The organism is Sphaerisporangium aureirubrum (assembly GCF_042658925.1).
GTDB lineage: Bacteria > Actinomycetota > Actinomycetes > Streptosporangiales > Streptosporangiaceae > Sphaerisporangium > Sphaerisporangium aureirubrum.
In genome coordinates this window covers 237750-255144 of sequence record NZ_JBHSRF010000004.1, presented here as the reverse complement: position 1 = coordinate 255144, position 17395 = coordinate 237750, and the positions used below count along the sequence as shown (strand labels likewise).

Annotated in this window: 11 protein-coding genes; 4 read left to right on the top strand and 7 right to left on the bottom strand. The window is 70.5% G+C overall.

Annotation, left to right across the window (positions count from 1 at the left end; all coding sequences use genetic code 11):
- From ACFP1K_RS04915 to ACFP1K_RS04890, 6 genes are all read right to left on the bottom strand, one after another.
- Positions 1-1126: non-reducing end alpha-L-arabinofuranosidase family hydrolase (locus tag ACFP1K_RS04915; RefSeq protein WP_380747295.1), on the bottom strand; the 1126-nt coding region annotated here is incomplete at its 3' end.
- Positions 1127-1870: 744 nt separating this feature from the next.
- Positions 1871-4948, bottom strand: a complete 3078-nt coding sequence (locus ACFP1K_RS04910) for a discoidin domain-containing protein (protein ID WP_380747293.1) — start codon at positions 4946-4948, stop codon at positions 1871-1873.
- 24 nt (positions 4949-4972) lie between these two features.
- A complete protein-coding gene (locus ACFP1K_RS04905) occupies positions 4973-6343 on the bottom strand; it encodes a beta-1,3-glucanase family protein (RefSeq protein WP_380747291.1) in 1371 nt (456 codons plus the stop codon).
- A gap of 204 nt (positions 6344-6547) precedes the next feature.
- Positions 6548-8602 (bottom strand): galactose-binding domain-containing protein, encoded by a 2055-nt coding sequence (locus ACFP1K_RS04900; protein WP_380747289.1) that lies wholly within the window; start codon positions 8600-8602, stop codon positions 6548-6550.
- A 219-nt stretch (positions 8603-8821) separates the two neighbouring features.
- A complete protein-coding gene (locus ACFP1K_RS04895; RefSeq protein WP_380747287.1) occupies positions 8822-9958 on the bottom strand; it encodes an ROK family protein in 1137 nt (378 codons plus the stop codon).
- A gap of 255 nt (positions 9959-10213) precedes the next feature.
- Positions 10214-11041 carry an NmrA family NAD(P)-binding protein gene (locus ACFP1K_RS04890; RefSeq protein WP_380747285.1) on the bottom strand — a complete coding sequence of 276 codons (828 nt, stop codon included), beginning with the start codon at positions 11039-11041 and terminating at the stop codon, positions 10214-10216.
- Positions 11042-11118: 77 nt separating this feature from the next.
- On the opposite strand from ACFP1K_RS04890, the gene ACFP1K_RS04885 reads away from it, so the two are divergent.
- A complete protein-coding gene (locus ACFP1K_RS04885; protein ID WP_380747283.1) occupies positions 11119-12024 on the top strand; it encodes an AraC family transcriptional regulator in 906 nt (301 codons plus the stop codon).
- 50 nt (positions 12025-12074) lie between these two features.
- On the top strand, positions 12075-12986 hold the full coding sequence (locus ACFP1K_RS04880) for an SDR family NAD(P)-dependent oxidoreductase (protein WP_380747281.1): 912 nt from the start codon (positions 12075-12077) through the stop codon (positions 12984-12986).
- 6 nt (positions 12987-12992) lie between these two features.
- Here ACFP1K_RS04880 and ACFP1K_RS04875 read toward each other — a convergent pair whose 3' ends face one another.
- Positions 12993-14339: a ferredoxin reductase family protein gene (locus ACFP1K_RS04875; protein ID WP_380747279.1), complete on the bottom strand. Its 1347-nt coding sequence runs from the start codon at positions 14337-14339 to the stop codon at positions 12993-12995.
- A 308-nt stretch (positions 14340-14647) separates the two neighbouring features.
- Between ACFP1K_RS04875 and ACFP1K_RS04870 the strand changes: the two genes are divergently transcribed.
- Positions 14648-15862: an MFS transporter gene (locus ACFP1K_RS04870; protein ID WP_380747277.1), complete on the top strand. Its 1215-nt coding sequence runs from the start codon at positions 14648-14650 to the stop codon at positions 15860-15862.
- Positions 15863-15982: 120 nt separating this feature from the next.
- Positions 15983-17338 (top strand): helix-turn-helix domain-containing protein, encoded by a 1356-nt coding sequence (locus tag ACFP1K_RS04865; protein WP_380747275.1) that lies wholly within the window; start codon positions 15983-15985, stop codon positions 17336-17338.
- Positions 17339-17395 lie beyond the last annotated feature (57 nt).

Below are 17395 nucleotides of genomic sequence, written 5' to 3'. Positions count from 1 at the left end.
CCGTGGACGTCGAGCCGAAGTTGCCCGGGAAGTTCCCGATGGGCATGCTGGCCCGGTAGATCCTGCCGTTGTCGCCGGCGAAGAACAGGTACATGTTCGAGCTGTCACCGATGAGGGTCTGGTCGATCGGGCCGGTGCCGGAGCCGGAGATGCTGCCGGTGAAGAGCGGCTGCTCCGCCGACCAGCCGTTGGCGTTGGTGGGGTTGCTCGAGGTCCGGTAGGAGAACGCGGAACTGCCCCACTGGTAGGCGAGCACCCAGATGTTCCTGGGAGCGAAGTAGAACAGTGTCGGTGCGACGGTGGACGACGACATCGCGTTCTGGGTGGCCGAGCCCAGTTGGGACAAGTTGGAGACGAGGCTGAAGTTCATCGAACCCCACCTGGTTCCCGTGTCGTGCGTCGTCGCGTAGACCAGGTGCTGGCCGTTGTAGGGGGCGACGGTGAAGTCCTTGAGCGAGACCCATCCCGACCTCGGTTGCGCCAGTGCGCCTGTCGACGTCCAGCGGTAGGACGACGGAAGAGGACACGAACTGGTCGGCGTCACGGTGGGGGTCACGGTCGGCGTCACGGTGGGGGTCACCGTCGGCGTCACGGTCGGCGTCACGGTCGGCGTCACGGTGGGAGTCACGGTCGGCGTCACGGTCGGGGTTCCGGGAGTGCCGGTGCAGGCCACGCCGTTCAGGGAGAACGAGGTGGGCGCCGGGTTGGAGCCGTTCCACGAAGCGTTGAACCCGAAGGCGGTGTTACCTCCGGACGGGATGGACGCGTTGTAGGCGGCGTTGGTCGCGGTCACCGACGAACCGGACTGGGAGGGCGTGGCGTTCCACATCTGGGAGATCTGCTGACCGGCCCCGAAGGTCCAGGTCAGCCGCCAGCCGTTGACCGCGTCACCCAGGTTGTTGATGGTGACGTTGGCGCCGAAGCCACCCGGCCACGACGAGCTGATGGTGTAGTCGACCCGGCAGGCCACGGCCGCCTGCGCGGGCTGCGTGGCCAGGAGCCCGGCCGCCGCCAGCAGGATCGGGATCGTGATGATCGCGAAGCCGCGGCGTACGGCTGATCGGGACGGCGCCGTCGGTGTGACGGCGGAGCGGCGCGGTGTCCGCGTTCGCCAGGGCAGGCGCATGGGTGTGCTCCTCATCTTTTCGTTCAGCGGCTGTCAGGAGTTGGTGCGGGTGGTGGGGTGGTGCTGTCGTTCGCGGTGAAGCCGGAGGCCGTGGGCGAGGCCGGGCGAGCGAGCAGTCGTAGGAGGTGTCGCGGACGGTCACGACGGGGCCGGTCGCGCCGGACTCGAATAGTGAGCGCTAACTTGAAGAGGCGCTCCATCCTTGAAGGAGGCATGACTCGGTGGCGTCGCGTGCCTCCCCGCGGGTGGCGTACCCGGGGGTTCGGCTCCGACGTACGCGCGGGGCCCCGACCGGTGTTAGCGTTCACAAATAGTTCGCTGGCATTTCTCTGGCGAGACGTGGTGGTGCGCGGAGCCAATACGATGCGGCCGATCCGCGTCAAGGTACGGCCCCCGGCCCGATCCCCCGCCCGCGCGCCGCCCGGCGGGCCTTCATCTGCCCTAACGGGCATCCGATCGCACCGTGCGAGACCGGCTCCGAGCTGAAACGTTCAGCACTGGCGATGATCTTCTGCCGTGCGCGGCCGGTCCGCCGCGAATCCTTCCCGACCTGGATTCGTACCGAGGCGATCAGCTCTCCATACGAACGTGACGGACCCGGCTCCCGGCCACTATCGGCGATGGCCGGGAGCCAAGGTCCGCGATGACTCCCGGCCGCTATCGGCGATGGCCGGGAGCCACATCAGGGGTGATCTCCGACCGCCGCGGAGGCCCGGGGGCGCGCGCGGCGGACGGAGATCGGGGTCAGGACCAGCCTTGGAGGCCGGCGCCGTAGGGGTAGAGGGGGGTGCCGTAGGTGGTGGGGACGGTCTGGCCCGCGTCGATGCGGGCGCGGATCTCCGTGCGCTGGGCGGCGGTCGCGCCCAGGTCGTAGGGGATGTTCCAGTCTTCGACGGCGTCGGCCAGGACGTCGCCGCCGCCGGCCCTGAGGATCTGGTCGAGGCTCCGCGGCAGCTGCCAGGGGAGCCGGCCGCTCGGCGTGTAGTCGCCGAACAGCAGGGAGGCCGTGGCGGGGCCGACCTCCTCGCCGCCGCGGTAGGTCACCACGATGGCGTCGGCGAGGCCGTTCCACTCGGTGATCACCGTGGGACGCGGGAGGGTCAGGACCACGACCACCGGGATCCCCTGGTTCTTGAAGTTCTGGATGATCGCGAGCTGGTCGGGCGGCAACTGGGGCCGTTCCTTCACCCAGGCGGTGCCGTGCGTGTACGTCGGCTCGCCGACGGCCACGACGGCCAGCTTGGGTGCCGGGCCGGTGTCCTGGTAGACGTTGACGCCGGCGGTGGCCGCCCGCGCCCTGACCGCCTCCAGCAGGGTGCGCGACCCGTGCTCCTGGTGGAAGTAGCTGGTCCAGATGCAGCAGGCCGTGCCGTCGGTGGCCCGGGGGCCGGCGACGACGACGTTGTCGCCCGCCCTGAGCCGGATCGGCAGGACGCCGTTGTTCTTCAGCAGCGTGTTGGACTCGCGGGCCGCCTGGTTGGCGAGCGCCACGTAGGACGGCTGGTGGAACCGGTAGGGGCCGTTCACCGGGTCGCCGTACGGGCGCTCGAACACGCCCAGGGTGAACTTCAGGCGCAGGACCCTGGTCACCGCGTCGTTGATCCGCGCGATCGGGACTCCTGCCACGAAGCTCGCCATGGTGAAGCCGGCCGCGCCGGGGTCAGCGCCGCCCATCACGTCGGAGCCGGCGTTGGCCGCCTTGATCCAGACGCCGGACGGCAGCCAGTCGGTGGTGATGAGACCGGTGTAGCCGAGGTTGTTGCGCAGGTAGGCGAGGATCGGAGCGCTGTCGCCCGCCCCGGAGCCGCCAGGGTCGAGGTAGGAGCTCCCGGCGTAGCCCGGCATGATGTTCACCGCGCCGGCGTCCATCGCCGCCCGGAACGGGATCATGTGGTACTTGATCGTGACGGCGTCGTAGGTGATCCCGGCCTCGCCGCCCGCGCCCTCGCCCGGCCAGTGCTTGACGGTGGCCAGCACCGAGGCGGGGTTGAGCTCGGGGCCGCCCTGGAGCCCGGCCACCAGCGCGCGCACCTGGGCGGCCGCGACGTCGGCGTTCTCGCCGTTGCCCTCCTGGATGCGCGGGTAGAGGACCTTGGTGCCGACCTCGGCGAGCGGGCCGAGGACGCCGCGCGCCCCGACCTCCAGCTCCTCGCGGCGCTGCATGTCGCCGAGCTTGTAGTCGAGCGCGTAGTTCTTCGCCGCGGCGAGCGCGCTCTGCAACGGGAAGGTGGTCTGGTACCCGGCGATGGTGTCGCCGGCCGAGACCGGCGGGATGCCGAGCCGGGTCCCGGAGGCGGCCAGCAGCACGTTGTGCAGGTCGCCGGGCTGCGCCGGGCCGAAGTGCCAGCCCGACAGCGGGTAGACCTGGGAGTTGTAGAACAGCTGGTACGCCTTCTCCTCGGCGGTCATCCGGCCGAGGAGGTCGCTCACCCGGGTCTCGACCGGCAGCCGCCAGTTCTCGTACGGCTCGATCGCCCCGTTCCTGTTCAGGTCGCGGGCGCCGTTGACGATGTTGACGCCGTCGGCGACCTGCTCGATGTCGGGCAGGTACAGGCTGAAGGTGCGGATGTTGGAGGTGGTCCTGGTGCCCGAGCCGCTCACCGCGACGACGTACCACCGGTAGGTCCACCGGTCGGCGATGTCCCAGGTCGGCGTGTAAGCGGTGCCGGTGGTCTCGGCGACCTTGGTGTAGAGGTCGAGCAGCCTGCCCGAGGCGGCGAAGTCGTAGTCGCCGCGGCTGACGTTCAGCCAGACCTCGTACCGGGCCGCGCCGGAGACGGCCGCCCACGAGAGCGCGGGCCGCCGGGTGTCGGTGACCATGGCCCGGTCGGCGGGGGCGGACAGCGCGAACTGGCCGGTCGTCGCCGGGGCTCTGGTGGGCGGGGACAGCAGCGGCGGGGTCGTCGCCGCCGAGTCGACGGTGCCGAAGACCTGGAACTCCCACAGCGAGTAGCCGTAGCCGGTCGCCCGGGTCGTCCCGACGAAGCGGACGTAACGGCCGGTGCCCGTGACGGTCAGGTTCTCGACGCCGCCCCTGCCGGTGGTCGTGGAGTAGACGGTCGTCCAGGTGGTGCCGTTGGCCGACACCTCGATGCGGTAGGCCGTGGCGTAGGCGGACTCCCAGTTGAGGGTGACGCCGGTGACGCGTCCGGCGCCGCCGAGGTCGACGCGCAGCCACTGGTCGGCGGAGAACTGGCTGGACCAGCGGGTGGTCGTGCGGCCGTCGAGTGCCGCCGCCGGAGCGTTGCCGCCCTCGTAGGAGGACGCCGTCACCTGCTTGTAGGCCGAGATCGGCGTTCCGCCCGGCGGGGGCGGCGGGTCGGTGGACGTGGTGCCGTAGACCTGGAACTCCCACAGGGAGTAGCCGTACCCGTTGGCCCGGACGGTGCCGTACATCCGCACGTACCGCCCGGTCCCGGTGACGGTCAGGTTCTGCGTGCCACCGGGCCCGGCCGTGGTGCCGTAGATGTCGGTCCAGGACGAGCCGTCCGACGAGACCTGGATCTTGAACGCGGTGGCGTACGCGGCCTCCCAGCTCAGGGTGACCTGGCTGAGCGTCGCGGTGGCCCCGAGGTCGACCTGGAGCCACTGCGGGTCGGCGAACGCGCTCGACCAGCGCGTCCCGGCGTCGCCGTCCACCGCCGCCGAGGCGGGGGTGCCGGCGTTCTCGGCGGAGGAGGCCGTGGCGGGCTTGCCCTGCGAGAGCAGGACCGGCGCGGCGTACGCGGGCCGCGGGGGCACCGCGAGGACGCTCGCGACCAGCGCCAGCATCACCGTCAGCACGGTGAGCGGGAGGCGACGCCGCGAAAGGACGTGTGTCATGGATTCTCCCGTGTGTCCGGCCGGCTACCAGCCGACGGCGACCAGCAGGTACTGGGGGTTGCCGTGCGAGATGAACGACGACTGGTCGGCGTAGTCGTCGTAGGGGAAGCCGTAGGCCCGCTTGCCGAGCGCGTGGTCGTGCCAGAACTTGGAGTAGTAGTTGGCCGGGGCGGCCCGGTAGTACTGGGCGGGGTCGGACTGCTGGGCGTCGGAGAGCCCGGCGACGTGGCGGTTCAGCGCCGCGCACAGCTTGGGCGCCTCCGAGAGCGGCCCGGCGCAGCCGGTGACCTGCGAGGTGGTGGCGTTGACGCCGTTCTGCGCCGCGTAGCCGGTGAAGTAGTTCGCGTACTGGCCGCCGGGCTGGAAGATCGCCGCGCTGCCCGGCGCCGGGATCCGGTACGGGGCCTGCACCTGGGCCAGCGGCTTGAACTCGGTGGGCACCTCGTTGACGAACCGCTGGAACGTCGCCTCGCGGGACTCGGCGAAGATCGAGTAGTCCTCGCCCACGGCCACGTCGTAGCCGTCGCGGGCGTGCAGCCGCATCGCGAGTTTCAGGCCGAACGCGTCCACGCGGGTGGTGTTGCCGTTGAACACCGCGGGGCCGACGGTGAACTCGATGAAGTCGTAGTACTGGCTGTTCGGGGAGCCGACGTAGAAGTACATGCGGCCCGCGGTGTTGGCCGGCATGTCGAAGTAGGGCTGCTCGGCGATCGAGTGCACCTGGCCGTTGTAGCTCCAGTACACCTGCGAGTCCGGGTACCGGCCGTTGGTCCGGTTGAGGATCTTCACCATCACGACGTTGCGCGCGGGAGGGATGGAGGCGGTGTCGCCCCAGAACGCGTCCGGCGCCGTGGGCGTCGGGGTCGGCGTCGGGCCGGTGCCGCCCTCGGTGCGCACGGTGAGGCTCCACAGCGAGTAGCCGTAGACGGTGGCGCGTGTGGTGCCGTACACGCGGATGTAGCGGCCCGAGCCGGTGACGCCGAGGGTCTGGGTGCCGCCGGCGCCGGTGGTCGTGGAGTAGATCGAGGTCCAGGACGAGCCGTTGCCGGACACCTCGATCCGGAAGGCGCGGGCGTAGGCCGCCTCCCAGCTCAGCACGACCTGGCAGACGGACTGGACCGAGCCGAGGTCCACCTGGATCCACTGCGGATCGCTGAACGCGCTGGACCAGCGCGTCCCGGCGTTGCCGTCCACGGCGGCCGAGGCGGGGAAGGTGGCGTTCTCGGTGGAGGAGGCGGTGGCGGGCCTGCCCTGCGCGGCGTCGGCCGTGCCGCACGCGGCGGCGGCGCGGGACTGACCGGGCAGGGCGACCATGCAGGTCACCGCCAGTGCCAGCGCGGTGAACAGCGCGGCGGGGAAGGAGAGCCTGAAGGGGAGATGGGGCGTCACTTTCATGGGGGGAGCTCCTCGTCGAGGAAGGCGAAACCGTGTTCCGCGCCGTGATCGCCGTGTTCGTACGTCCTGACCGGCCGCCGTACGCGGCGGGGAACCGGCCCGGGACGGGCGGACCGCTGTCGCGGCCCGCCCGCGACGGTGGGGACGCGCCGGCGTCGTGATACGCCGCCGGCGCGCCCTACCCGTGTGCGCCGTGCCCGGGGGTCAGGGGTAGCTGACGATGTTGACCGGGACGGTGGCGGTGCCCTGGGCGGGGCCGCCGGTGTTGTTGATCACGTGCGCGATGGTCCCGTTGCCACCGAGGGAGACGGTGAGCAGGTCGTGGAACCGCACGCCGGACGCGGTGGGCGACTCGAAGCCGCGTTCCGCCACGACCGACGGGTTGACGTTGAAGTAGCAGTAGGCGCCCAGGCCCCATGCCTCGTGGCTGGTCACCGAGTTCGCCACCTTGTAGGCGGCGTAGCCCCGCGTGCTGCCGTTCATCCACGCGGCCTGGTTCGGCGGATCGTAGGGCATCTCGTTCTGGAAGAAGATGGTGCGGCCGCCCTGGCCGTTCCAGATGACCTGGTACTTCTGGTAGTGCTCGACGAACAGGCCGTACGCCGTCACGTTGTTGCCGTTGACGATCAGGCCGGTGTCGGCGGGGTTGGTGGTCCAGCCCACGCCGGTGCCATGGTCGCCGCGCCACGCCCAGATGTGGTCGATCAGCGTGTTGTGGCTGTTCACCACCAGGCTGGTGGTCGCCCGCCCGGCTTGGGCACCGCCGATCCGGAAGAAGACGTCCTGGAGGGAGATCGGGTTCGACGCGTGCCCGGCCGAGGAGCCGTCCGGGCCCACCCGCAGCAGCACCGGCGAGTTGACCGAGCCGGCGTCGAAGAGCACGCCGGCGATCCTGATGCCGTCCACGTCCGCGGTGGACATCGGGATCACGCCGTTCTCGGGGATCAGCGTCGGGTAGCCGACGCCGAGGACGACGGTGTCCGGACGGGTGATGTTGATCGTCTGGTTGACGCGGTAGACGCCGGGCGTGAACAGCAGGTTCAGCCCCTGGGCGAGCGCCTGGTTGATGGTGGCGGCGCTGTCGGACGGCTTGGCGACGTAGAACCTGCTGAGCGGGAGGGACGTGCCGGGGGTGGACCCGCCCGACCAGCTCGTGCCGCTGGTGTTCTGGCGCAGCGAGGGGACGAAGACGTTGTAGGCGCCGGCGGAGTCGACGTAGAGGTAGGGCTTCTCCCGGGTCACCGGGCTCTGGGCGATGGTGGTGTAGGGCGGGTTCGGGAAGCTCTGCGCGGGGGCGCCCACGACGCCGGAGAACACCATGTTCCACACGCCGTTGGTCCAGCCGCCGATCTGGCTGTCACGGGTGAGCCACTGCTGCTGGGAGTACGGGCCCACCGTGGCGTCGATCTTGCTGTCGGCGATGTAGCCGCCGCTGGCCCAGCCGTACCCGGAGGGCGCGAGGTTGAGGTTGCCGCGCACGTGGATCCGCCGGAACGGCGCCGCCTGCGAGACGGCCCAGCGGTTCTCGCCGCCGGTCGGCGTGATCGACAGGTTCTCCGCCGAGCGCCAGAAGTTCTGCGTGGCGTTGCCGTTGAACCAGCCGGCGTCGACGGTGACGCCGCCGTTGATGGTGACGTCGTCGGGGTTGCGGCCGAGGCCCGCGATGGAGGTGTAGAAGCCGATGTTGGCGTTGACGTTGTAGCTGCCCGGCTTGAACAGCAGGGCGTACCGCTGGGTGCCGAACTGGTTGGACTCCTGGGTGGCGAAGACGGAGTTCAGCCTGCTCTGGATGGTGGCGCCCGCCATGGACGGATCGAAGACGATCACGTTGGGGCCGAGGTCGCCGCCGCCCGGCAGGTTCGGGTCGCTGCCGCCGGTGCTGCCGTACACCTGGAACTCCCACAGCGAGTAGCCGTAGCCGGTGGCGCGGGTGGTGCCGTACATGCGGACGTAACGGCCGGTTCCCGAGACGGCGAGGGTCTGCGTGCCGCCGGTGCCGGTGGTGGTGGAGTAGACGTCGGTCCAGGCGGCCGCGTCGCCGGAGACCTGGATCTTGAAGGCTCTGCCGTAGGCCGCCTCCCAGCGGAGCACGACCTGGCTGATGGTGGCGCTCGCGCCGAGGTCGACCTGGATCCACTGCGGGTCGCTGAAGGCGCTGGACCAGCGGGTGCCGGTGTTGCCGTCCACGGCGGCCGAGGCGGCGGTGCCCGCGTTCTCGGCGGACGACGCGGTGGCCGGCCTGCCTTGCGACAGCAGCACGTCGGCGGCTGCCGCGGGCCCTGCGACCAGGCACGATGCGAATAAAGCGATGAGGGCGAGAAAAGTTCCTGACAGGGTGCGCCTGCCGGAGCTCCGGGACACGTGCACTGCTTCTCCTCACGACGGGGGTGCGCCACAGGAGTGACGGAGGTGTGGAGAGCGCTCTCTCGCATGAGAGTGCACATGCGCAGGGGGTAGTGTCAATGCTTAATTTAACTTTTATGACATAGTGCCGACAGAAGCGGGAAACCTGGCATCGCGAAGGAACTGCTCGATCACCAAAGTCGCCGCGCCCATGGCGACCGCGTCCGGGCCGAGGCGGCCCAGCATTATGGAGGCGGTCTTGTACGGCTGGAGCAGGGTGTTCGCCGCCGTCGCCGCGCGGATCTCCAGCAGCCGGCTCTCCCCCAGCATCAGGCCGGCCCACCCGCCGATCACGATGCGCTCGGGGTTGAACAGGTGGATCAGGTTCGACAGGCCCACGCCGAGCAGCTCGACGGTCTCGTCGAGGACGGGAGAGCCCGTCGCCAGCAGGCGGGCCAGCGCCGCCTCCTCCTCCGCGGAGTCGGCCACGACGCCGGCGCGGTCCAGGATCGCCTCGGCCCCGACGTAAGCCTCCAGGCAGCCGCGCCCGCCGCACTTGCACAGCCGCCCGCCCGTGACGATCTTCAGGTGCCCGATCTCGCCCGCGGCGTGCCCGGCGCCGCGGTAGATGCCGCCGTCGGTGACGATCGTGCCGCCGACGCGCGAGCCGATCAGCATGACGACGGTGTCGCTGGTGCCGCGGCCCGTGCCGAACCACAGCTCGGCCTGGCCCATCGTCTTGGCGCCGTTGTCCACGTACAGCGGCAGCGACGTGCCGGCCCGCAGCAGAGTGCCCAGCGGGACCGCCTCCCAGCCGAAGGTCTTGGCCTGCACGAGCGCGTCCGGCCCCGGCTCCACGATGCCGGGGACGCCGACGCCGACGCCGAGCACCTGGCCCGGGGAGACGCCGCCCTCGCCGATCACCGTGTCGATGCCCGCGAGGATGTGCCGCGCGACGAGCTCGGGGTCGTGGCGGGCGGAGTGGACCGCGTAGAGCGCGCGGGCGCGCTCGGTCATGTCCAGGTCGAACAGCTCGACCCGCACCTGCGTCTCGCCCACGTCCACGCCGACCACGTAGCCGTAATCGGGGTTCACCCGCAGCAGCACCCGCGGACGGCCCCCGTCGGAGTCCACGTGACCCGCCTCGACCAGGACGGTGTCGCCGAGCAGCTCCCCCGTCATGGTGCTGACCGTGGCGCTGCTCAGCCCCGTCGCCTCACACAGGTCGTTGCGGCTGGCGGGCCCGCCGAAGTACAGGGCCCGCAGGAGCATGGCCTGATTCCCGCGCCGTACGTCACGCACTGTCCTGCGCTCAGGCCTGCCCATGCGGTCCCCACCCTCCTGAAGTTTTCCGGCCATGTTAAATCAAGGCGCGAACCATCCCCGGGGCGCCCGAGCACGGGCCGCCGAACGGAGATGCGAGAGCATCATGTCCCATCGCCTTGACTCTCCTCTCGCCCGCCAGGAACCACGGCTGGACATCACCGACCGGTTCGAGTTCCGGGGCGAGCTGAGCGGCCCTCCGGATCATGTGCTCCAGGCGTGCGCGGTGCGTCGCGCGTAGGCCGTGAAGTCGCCCGCGGGGCGTCCGGTGACCTTCTGGATGTCGTCGCACGGCCGGGCGTCGCGGCCGGAGGCGATGTTGCCGGCCAGGAAGAGCAGCACCTCCGTGTACTCGGCCGAGGCGCCGGAACGGGCCAGCCAGGTGTCCGGGTTGTTCTCGTGCCTCATCGGACGGCCGGTGACGCCGGAGATGATGCCGGCGACGCCGGCCAGTGTGATCGCCTCGGGGCCGGTGAGGGCGTACTCGGCGCCCGCGTGGGCGGCCGGGTCCGCGAGCGTGGCGGCGGCGACGGCGGCGATGTCCTCGGCGTCCACGAAGGCCTCGGTTCCGTCGCCGGTCGGCATGTCGAGCACGTCCTCGACCGGCCGCAGGAAGGTCTCGCTGAAGTTCTGCATGAACCACGAGGGGCGCAGAATCGAGTAGGTGAAGCCGCTCCGGGCCATGAGGTCGAGTTCGACGGCCCGGTGGGCCGCCTCAGGCGGAGCGTGGTTCACGCCGTACGCGCTGAGGTAGGTGACGTGGCGCACGCCGGCGGTCTCCGCGAGGTCCAGGAAGGACGACACCGCGGGGGCGAAGTCCACACGCTGGACGGGCGCCACGAGGTACACACGGTCCACGCCGTCGAGGGCGGGACGGTGGGTGGTCGTGTCGTCCCAGTCGAACCGCACGTCCGGCCCGCCGCGCGCCGCCCTGCGGGCCGTCAGCCCGAGTTCCGTCAACCTGCTCGCGACTCTCGAACCGGTCTTCCCTGTGCCGCCGAGTACGAGGACGTTCTTGGTGGTTTTGGTCATGGACACGATCATCCGGCTGTGAGATGAGACGTTCAATGCGCTTGACGCTCGATTTGTTTACGCGAGACACTCAGCCTGTGGACGTCCTGCAAGACCATCTGGCCAGGGCGCGCGCGTCCGGCGCGGTCTTCGCCCGGTCGGTGGCCTGCCCGCCGTGGGGGCTGCGCCTGCCCGGTGACATCCAGATGGCGGTGCACACCGTCGTCCAGGGGCGCGCGTGGCTGTGGCTGGACGATCCGCGTGCGGCGGTCGAGCTCGCCCCCGGCGACGTCGCGCTCGTCCGCGGTGGACCCGACCACCACATCGCCCACGAGGCGGGCGCCGCCTGCCTGCCGCTGGAGCGGTTCCACGCGCGTCACGAGCACGACGAACGCTCGGGCGATCACCGCGCGGCGGTGTTCATGTGCGGCGCCTACCGGTTCTCCGGGGACATCGGCCAGGGCCTGATCGACGCGCTCCCCCCGATCCTCCCGCTGTCCGCGGCCGTCGACGATCCCCTGCGCGACGTCGTCGGCCTGTTGTCCCGCGAGCTGGCCGCCCCCGCGCCCGGCCATCCGACCGTGCTCGACCGGCTGCTGGACATCCTCCTCGTGTACGCCATACGGACCTGCTTCCAGCGCGGCGCCGGCGCTCCCCGCTGGTTCCGCGCCTCGGCCGACCCCAGGCTGAGCCCCGCGCTGCGCGCCATGCACGCCGACGCCGCCCACCCGTGGACGGTGTCCGAGCTGGCCGCGCTCAGCGGCCTGTCCCGGGCGTCGTTCGCCCGCGGCTTCCAGCAGGCACTCGGCCAGGCCCCCATGCGGTACCTGACCGACTGGCGCATGACCCTCGCCCGAGACCACCTGCGCACCGGCGACCTGACCCTCGCCCAGATCGCCGATCTCACCGGCTACGCCTCCCCGTACGCCTTCGCCGCCGCGTTCCGCCGCCACCACGGCCGTCCCCCCGGCCGCTGGCGCCAGGACCTGAAGCAGGGCGAGTGACCCCCTTTCGATCTCCCTGCGCTTAACGGGGCGTTCGTTAGCGTCGACAGATGACCGCTACCACGCCTTTCGGGGCAGATTCCACGGCGAGTGAGGTCATCGAGGGCATCGATCTGCGTGGCAGACGCGCCGTCGTCACCGGCGCCTCGTCCGGGATCGGCCTGGAGGCCGCCCGGGCGCTGGCCGGCGCGGGGGCCGAGGTGGTCCTGGCCGTGCGGAACATGAACGCCGGGGTCAAGGCCGCCGACGAGATCGGCGGCAGGGTCGCCGTCGCGCACCTCGACCTTTCCGAGCAGGCCTCGGCCCGTGACTTCTGCGCCGGATGGACCGGACCGCTCGACATCCTCGTCGACAACGCCGGTATCGCGGCGACCCCGCTGAGCCGCACTCCCGAAGGCTGGGAGTTGCAGTTCGCCACCAACCACCTGGGCCATTTCACCCTGACCACGGGCCTGCACGGGGCGCTGGCCTCCCGCGGCGGCCGTGTGGTGGTGCTCAGCTCGGCGGCGCACCTGCGCTCACCCGTCGTCTTCGAGGACATCAACTTCCTGCACCGCGAGTACGAGCCGATGCTCGGCTACGCCCAGTCCAAGACCGCCAACGTGCTCTTCGCGGTGGGTGCGGCCGCCCGGTGGGCGGCCGACGGCATCACCGTGAACGCGGTGATGCCGGGAGTGGTCCGCACCAACATCGTCCGCAACTTCACCGACGAGGCCTTCGACCAGCTCATGGTCGGCACCGGCAGACCGGGAGGCAAGACCGTCGAACAGGGCGCCGCCACCACGGTCCTGGTCGCGACGTCCCCCCTTCTCGACGGCGTCACCGGCCGCTACTTCGAGGACTGCGCCGAGGCCGGCCCCTACTCGGGAACCGGGCCACGGCGCGGCTACGCGGCGTACGCCGTCGACCCGGAGATCGCCGACCGGCTCTGGCGGGTCTCCGAGGAGATGCTCGCCGGCTGAGGTCCGTCAGGCGAGGCTGAACTTTTCGGCGTGGATCTGTGCGCGGGGGACCTTCAGGGTGCGGAGGGTCTTCAGGACGGCCGTGGTCATGGCCGGGGGGCCGCAGACGTAGACGTCCCGGTCGGTGATGTCGGGGACCAGGGCCAGGAGGTCGTCCGGGGCGAAGGGGGTGTTGGGCGGGGTGCCGGCGCCGGTGCGGCCGGTCAGGACGTGCAGCTGGGCGCCTCGGGACTGGGCCAGGGCCTGCAGCTCCGGGAGGAGGACGGCGTCCGCCGCGGTCTGGACTCGGTAGAGGACGACGGTCGAGCCCGTCGATTCTTCGAGGAGCGCGCGGATGGGGGTCACGCCTACGCCGCCGGCTATGAGGAGGGTGGCGTCCTTGACCTGGTGGAGGGTGGTGAAGGCGCCGTAGGGGCCCTCGGCGAAGACCCGGGTCCCGACGGGGAGGTGGCGCAGGCCGGTGCTCGTGTCGCCCACGGCCTTGGCGGTCAGGCGCAGGGTGCGGCCGTCGGGGGCGGCGGACAGCGAGAAGGGGTTCGCGCGGGTCCAGTGGTTGTGGCCGGGGAAGCGCCAGATGAAGAACTGGCCGGCGCGGGCGGGCAGGCGGTCGAGGTGGCGGCCGGTGACGTGGACCGAGACGACGTTGTCGGATTCCGGTACGACGGCGGAGACGCGGAGCTGGTGGTACGCGTTGCGCCGCAGCGGCACGACGATCCGGCCGACGATGAGGGAGACGACCACGAACGCCCACAGGGCCCACCAGTAGGCGGTCGACAGAGCGGAGGCGGTGAAGGTGGTGCCTTCCAGGAACTGGTGCACCAGGCCGAGCAGGAGGGCGAGATACATCAGCATGTGGAGCGCGTGCCAGGTCTCGTACCGCAGGCGGCGCCGGATGTACCGCACCGACACCGTCGCCATCGCGATGATGATCGCGGCGGCGCACATGCCGAGCAGCGAGGCGGGCACCGCGGCGAGGCTCAGGAAGGTCCGCCCCACCGGCTTGCCGTCGAGCGTCGCGTACCCGACCACGATGAAGGTCGCGTGCAGGACGACCGTCCAGAGCAGCGAGAAGCCGACCCAGCGATGCCAGGACGTGAGCCGGTCCATGCCGATCCGCCGGTCAAGCCACGGCAGCCGCGCCACCAGGGTCAGCTGCAACATCATGATCAGGGCGACGTGCAGCCCGAAGAACTTGGCGACGGTCAGCACGGAGTTCTTCCCGCCCCCTGACGTGAAGAACAGCAGCTCCACGATCAGGAGGTTCACCACCAGAACGGCCCCCAGTACCACCCGCGCCACCACACCGGGTGGTACGGCCGTACGGCCTGACCGGTGCGCGGCAGCAGCCGTCACCCGAACCTCCTGCTTACTACCGAGCGGTGGTCACGCCACGATGATCGTCTCACCCGGGAGGACAGCTCCCCGGCGTGCCGACGCGCACGTGGCGGGCCCTTTCTGAGGGCTCATCCTTGCGCAGTCAACCTCCCAATCGCAGCGAAACCCACCTTTCCTACGCGTGTAGCCGCAATGTCCCCCGATCCGTTACACAGCCATACGGAGGGCGACTCGCCGAAGCGGGGCGGTGGACTGGGCGTTGTTTAAGTTGCTCTGAGTGGCTCAGAATCGTGCGGAACCGACATTCCGGTGATGGAGAGGCTCGGATGGCGCGTCGAACCGCACTGGCCGGATACCTGACAGCCGAGGCCATCTCCATCACGGGCAGCCGGATGTCGCTGGTGGCGTTGCCTTGGCTGGTTTTGACGACTACGGGGAGTCCGGCGCTCACGGGGCTGGTGGCGGCGCTGGAGACGGTGCCGTATGTGGTGGCGGGGATGTTCGGGGCGCCGTTGGTCGATCGGGTGGGGGGGCGGCGGGCCTCCGTCGTGGCAGACCTGGTGAGTTTCGTGGCCATGGCCGCCATTCCCGTGCTTTATCACCTGGGGATCTGGGTGTTGGCCGGGCTTGTCGTGGTGGTGGGGGCGGGGCGGGGGGTCAGTGACATCGCCAAGAGGGTGTTGTTACCGGCGGCGGTGGAGGGCAGCGGGCTGGAGATGGCTCGGGCCACGGCGTTGTACGACGGGGTGGCGCGGTTCGGGGCGCTGGTCGGCGGGCCGGTGGCGGGGGTGCTCATCGTCTGGATGGGAGCGCCGGGGGTGATCTTCCTGGATGCGGCGTCCTTCGCGTTGTGCGCCTTGATCATCTGGGTGACCGTGCGGGCCGGCGGGGTGGCCGAGGAACGGGAGCCTTATCTGACGGCGCTGGGGAACGGGATCCGGTATCTGCGGCGGGACAGGCTGATGCTCGCGATCGTGGTGATGATGTTCGCGATCAACCTGTTCGACACCGCGGCGTTGTCGGTGTTCATCCCGGTGTGGGCGCAGCAGGTCGTGGGGTCGCCGGTCGCTCTGGGGTTGTGCAGTGGGGCGTTCGCGCTGGGGGCGCTGGCGGGGAACGTGGGGCTGGTCGCGTTCGCGCATCGGATGCCGCGGCTGACCGTGCTGACCGTCGGGTTTCTCATCGGGGGGGCGCCTCGGTTTCTCGCGCTCGCGTTGAGTGATTCGGTCGTCTTCGTCACCGGGGTCATGTTCCTGGCGGGGCTCGGGCTGGCGGCGGCGAATCCGATCATCAGCGCGGTGATGTACGACCGGGTTCCCGAGCGGCTGCACGCCCGGGTATTCGGGGTGGCCACGGGGGCGGCTTTCGCGGGAATGCCGGTGGGGAGTCTGCTGGCGGGGGTGAGTGTGGTGGCGTTGGGATTCACGCCGTTGGTCGTGTTGACGGCGGTGCTTTGTTTCGTCACCACAATGGTGCCGGTGGCCGGGAGGAAGACCTGGCGGCAGATCGACAGCCCCGGGACCAGGGAGTTTCGGACGTAAGGGTCTTTGATTTGGGTTGTCATAAAGTGTGGTTTTTACCGTCATTTCGCCTATCTCGCGGCCTCTGGGGAACCTGGGAATGGTGCCTGCTCACCCGCACCACCGAAAGGGCCGTGGACAATGGGATCCACCAGCACATTCGGCCAGACGCTCCGCAGGAAACGAGAAGAAGCGGGGTTCTCCCTACGCAGGCTCGCGCGGCTGGTCTGCTACAGCCCGGGGTGGATGAGCAGGATCGAGAACGGCCTGGCCAGCCCGACCCTCCAGATGGCGCAGATCTGCGACCGGCAGCTCGCGGCCAACGGCGAGCTGATCGCCCTGGCCCAGGACGTCCTGATCAACCGGCAGAGGCTGGTGCTCCCGGCGCAGGTGCCGAGGGGGACCGACCGGCTGATCGGGCGCGACCAGGAGCTCCGGTTTCTCGACAACCGCCTGGAGAGGTCCAGGACCACGGCCACCGGAATGGTCGTCAGCATCGAGGGTGACGCCGGGGTCGGGAAGACGGAACTGGCCAAGTGCTGGGCGCACCGGGTGGCGGAGTCGTTCGAGGACGGCGTGCTCTTCGCCGACCTGCAGGGATATTCGGTCGAGGTGGAGCCCGTCGCGTCCGAGCAGGTACTGGAGGGGTTCCTCACCGCGCTCGGGACCGAGCCGGCGAGCGTGCCGGAGGGGTTGGACCAGCGTGCCGCGTTGTTGCGGACGCTCACCGCGCGGCGCCAGATCCTCATGGTCCTCGACAACGCGGTCAACTCCCGGCAGGTGCAGCCCTTGTTGCCCAACGGTCCGGGCTGCACCGTCCTCGTCACCAGCCGCCGCCGGCTCAAGGCGCTCACGGTGCGGGACATGGCGGCCAGCCTCCAGCTGGACCCGCTCGCGGCGAAGGACGCGGTGGACGTGCTGCAGTCCATGGCCGCCGGGGCCTGTGAGGACGAGGCCGCCACCACCCGTCTGCTGGCGCGGCAGTGCGGCCGGGTTCCGCTCGCGTTGCGCATCGCGGGGTTCCTGCTGTCCACCTCCCGGCGTGCGCGCGACCTCGCGCGGGACATGAGCGACCCCTCCACCCGCCTCGACCTGCTGTCCGACACCGACGACACCACCCTTTCGGTGCGCGCGGCGCTCGAACGCTCCTACCAGGACCTGGACGGCGACGCGGCGCGCATGTTCCGGCTGCTCGGCCTGGTGCCGCTCGGGGTGGGCGCGGCGGCGGCCTCGGAGATGAGCGGCTGGCCGGGGCGACGCACCCGGCGCGCGCTGGAGAGCCTGGTCGACGTCCACCTCGCCCACTGCGACGACACCGGCAGGTACGTGCTCGGTGAGCTCGACGCCGCGTTCGCCGCGGAGAAGGCCGCCGAGGAGGAGACGGACGCGGAGCGCGGGGCCGCGCTGGACCGGCTCACAGCCTGGTCGAGGGGCCATTCCCCGGTGAACGGCGAGGGGATCACGCCGATCAACATGGTCTACATCAGGCCCGAATAACGGGTTTTGTTGCGCAAGAGGCAACAGGTCAACACTTCTCACGGCGACCACCCCCAA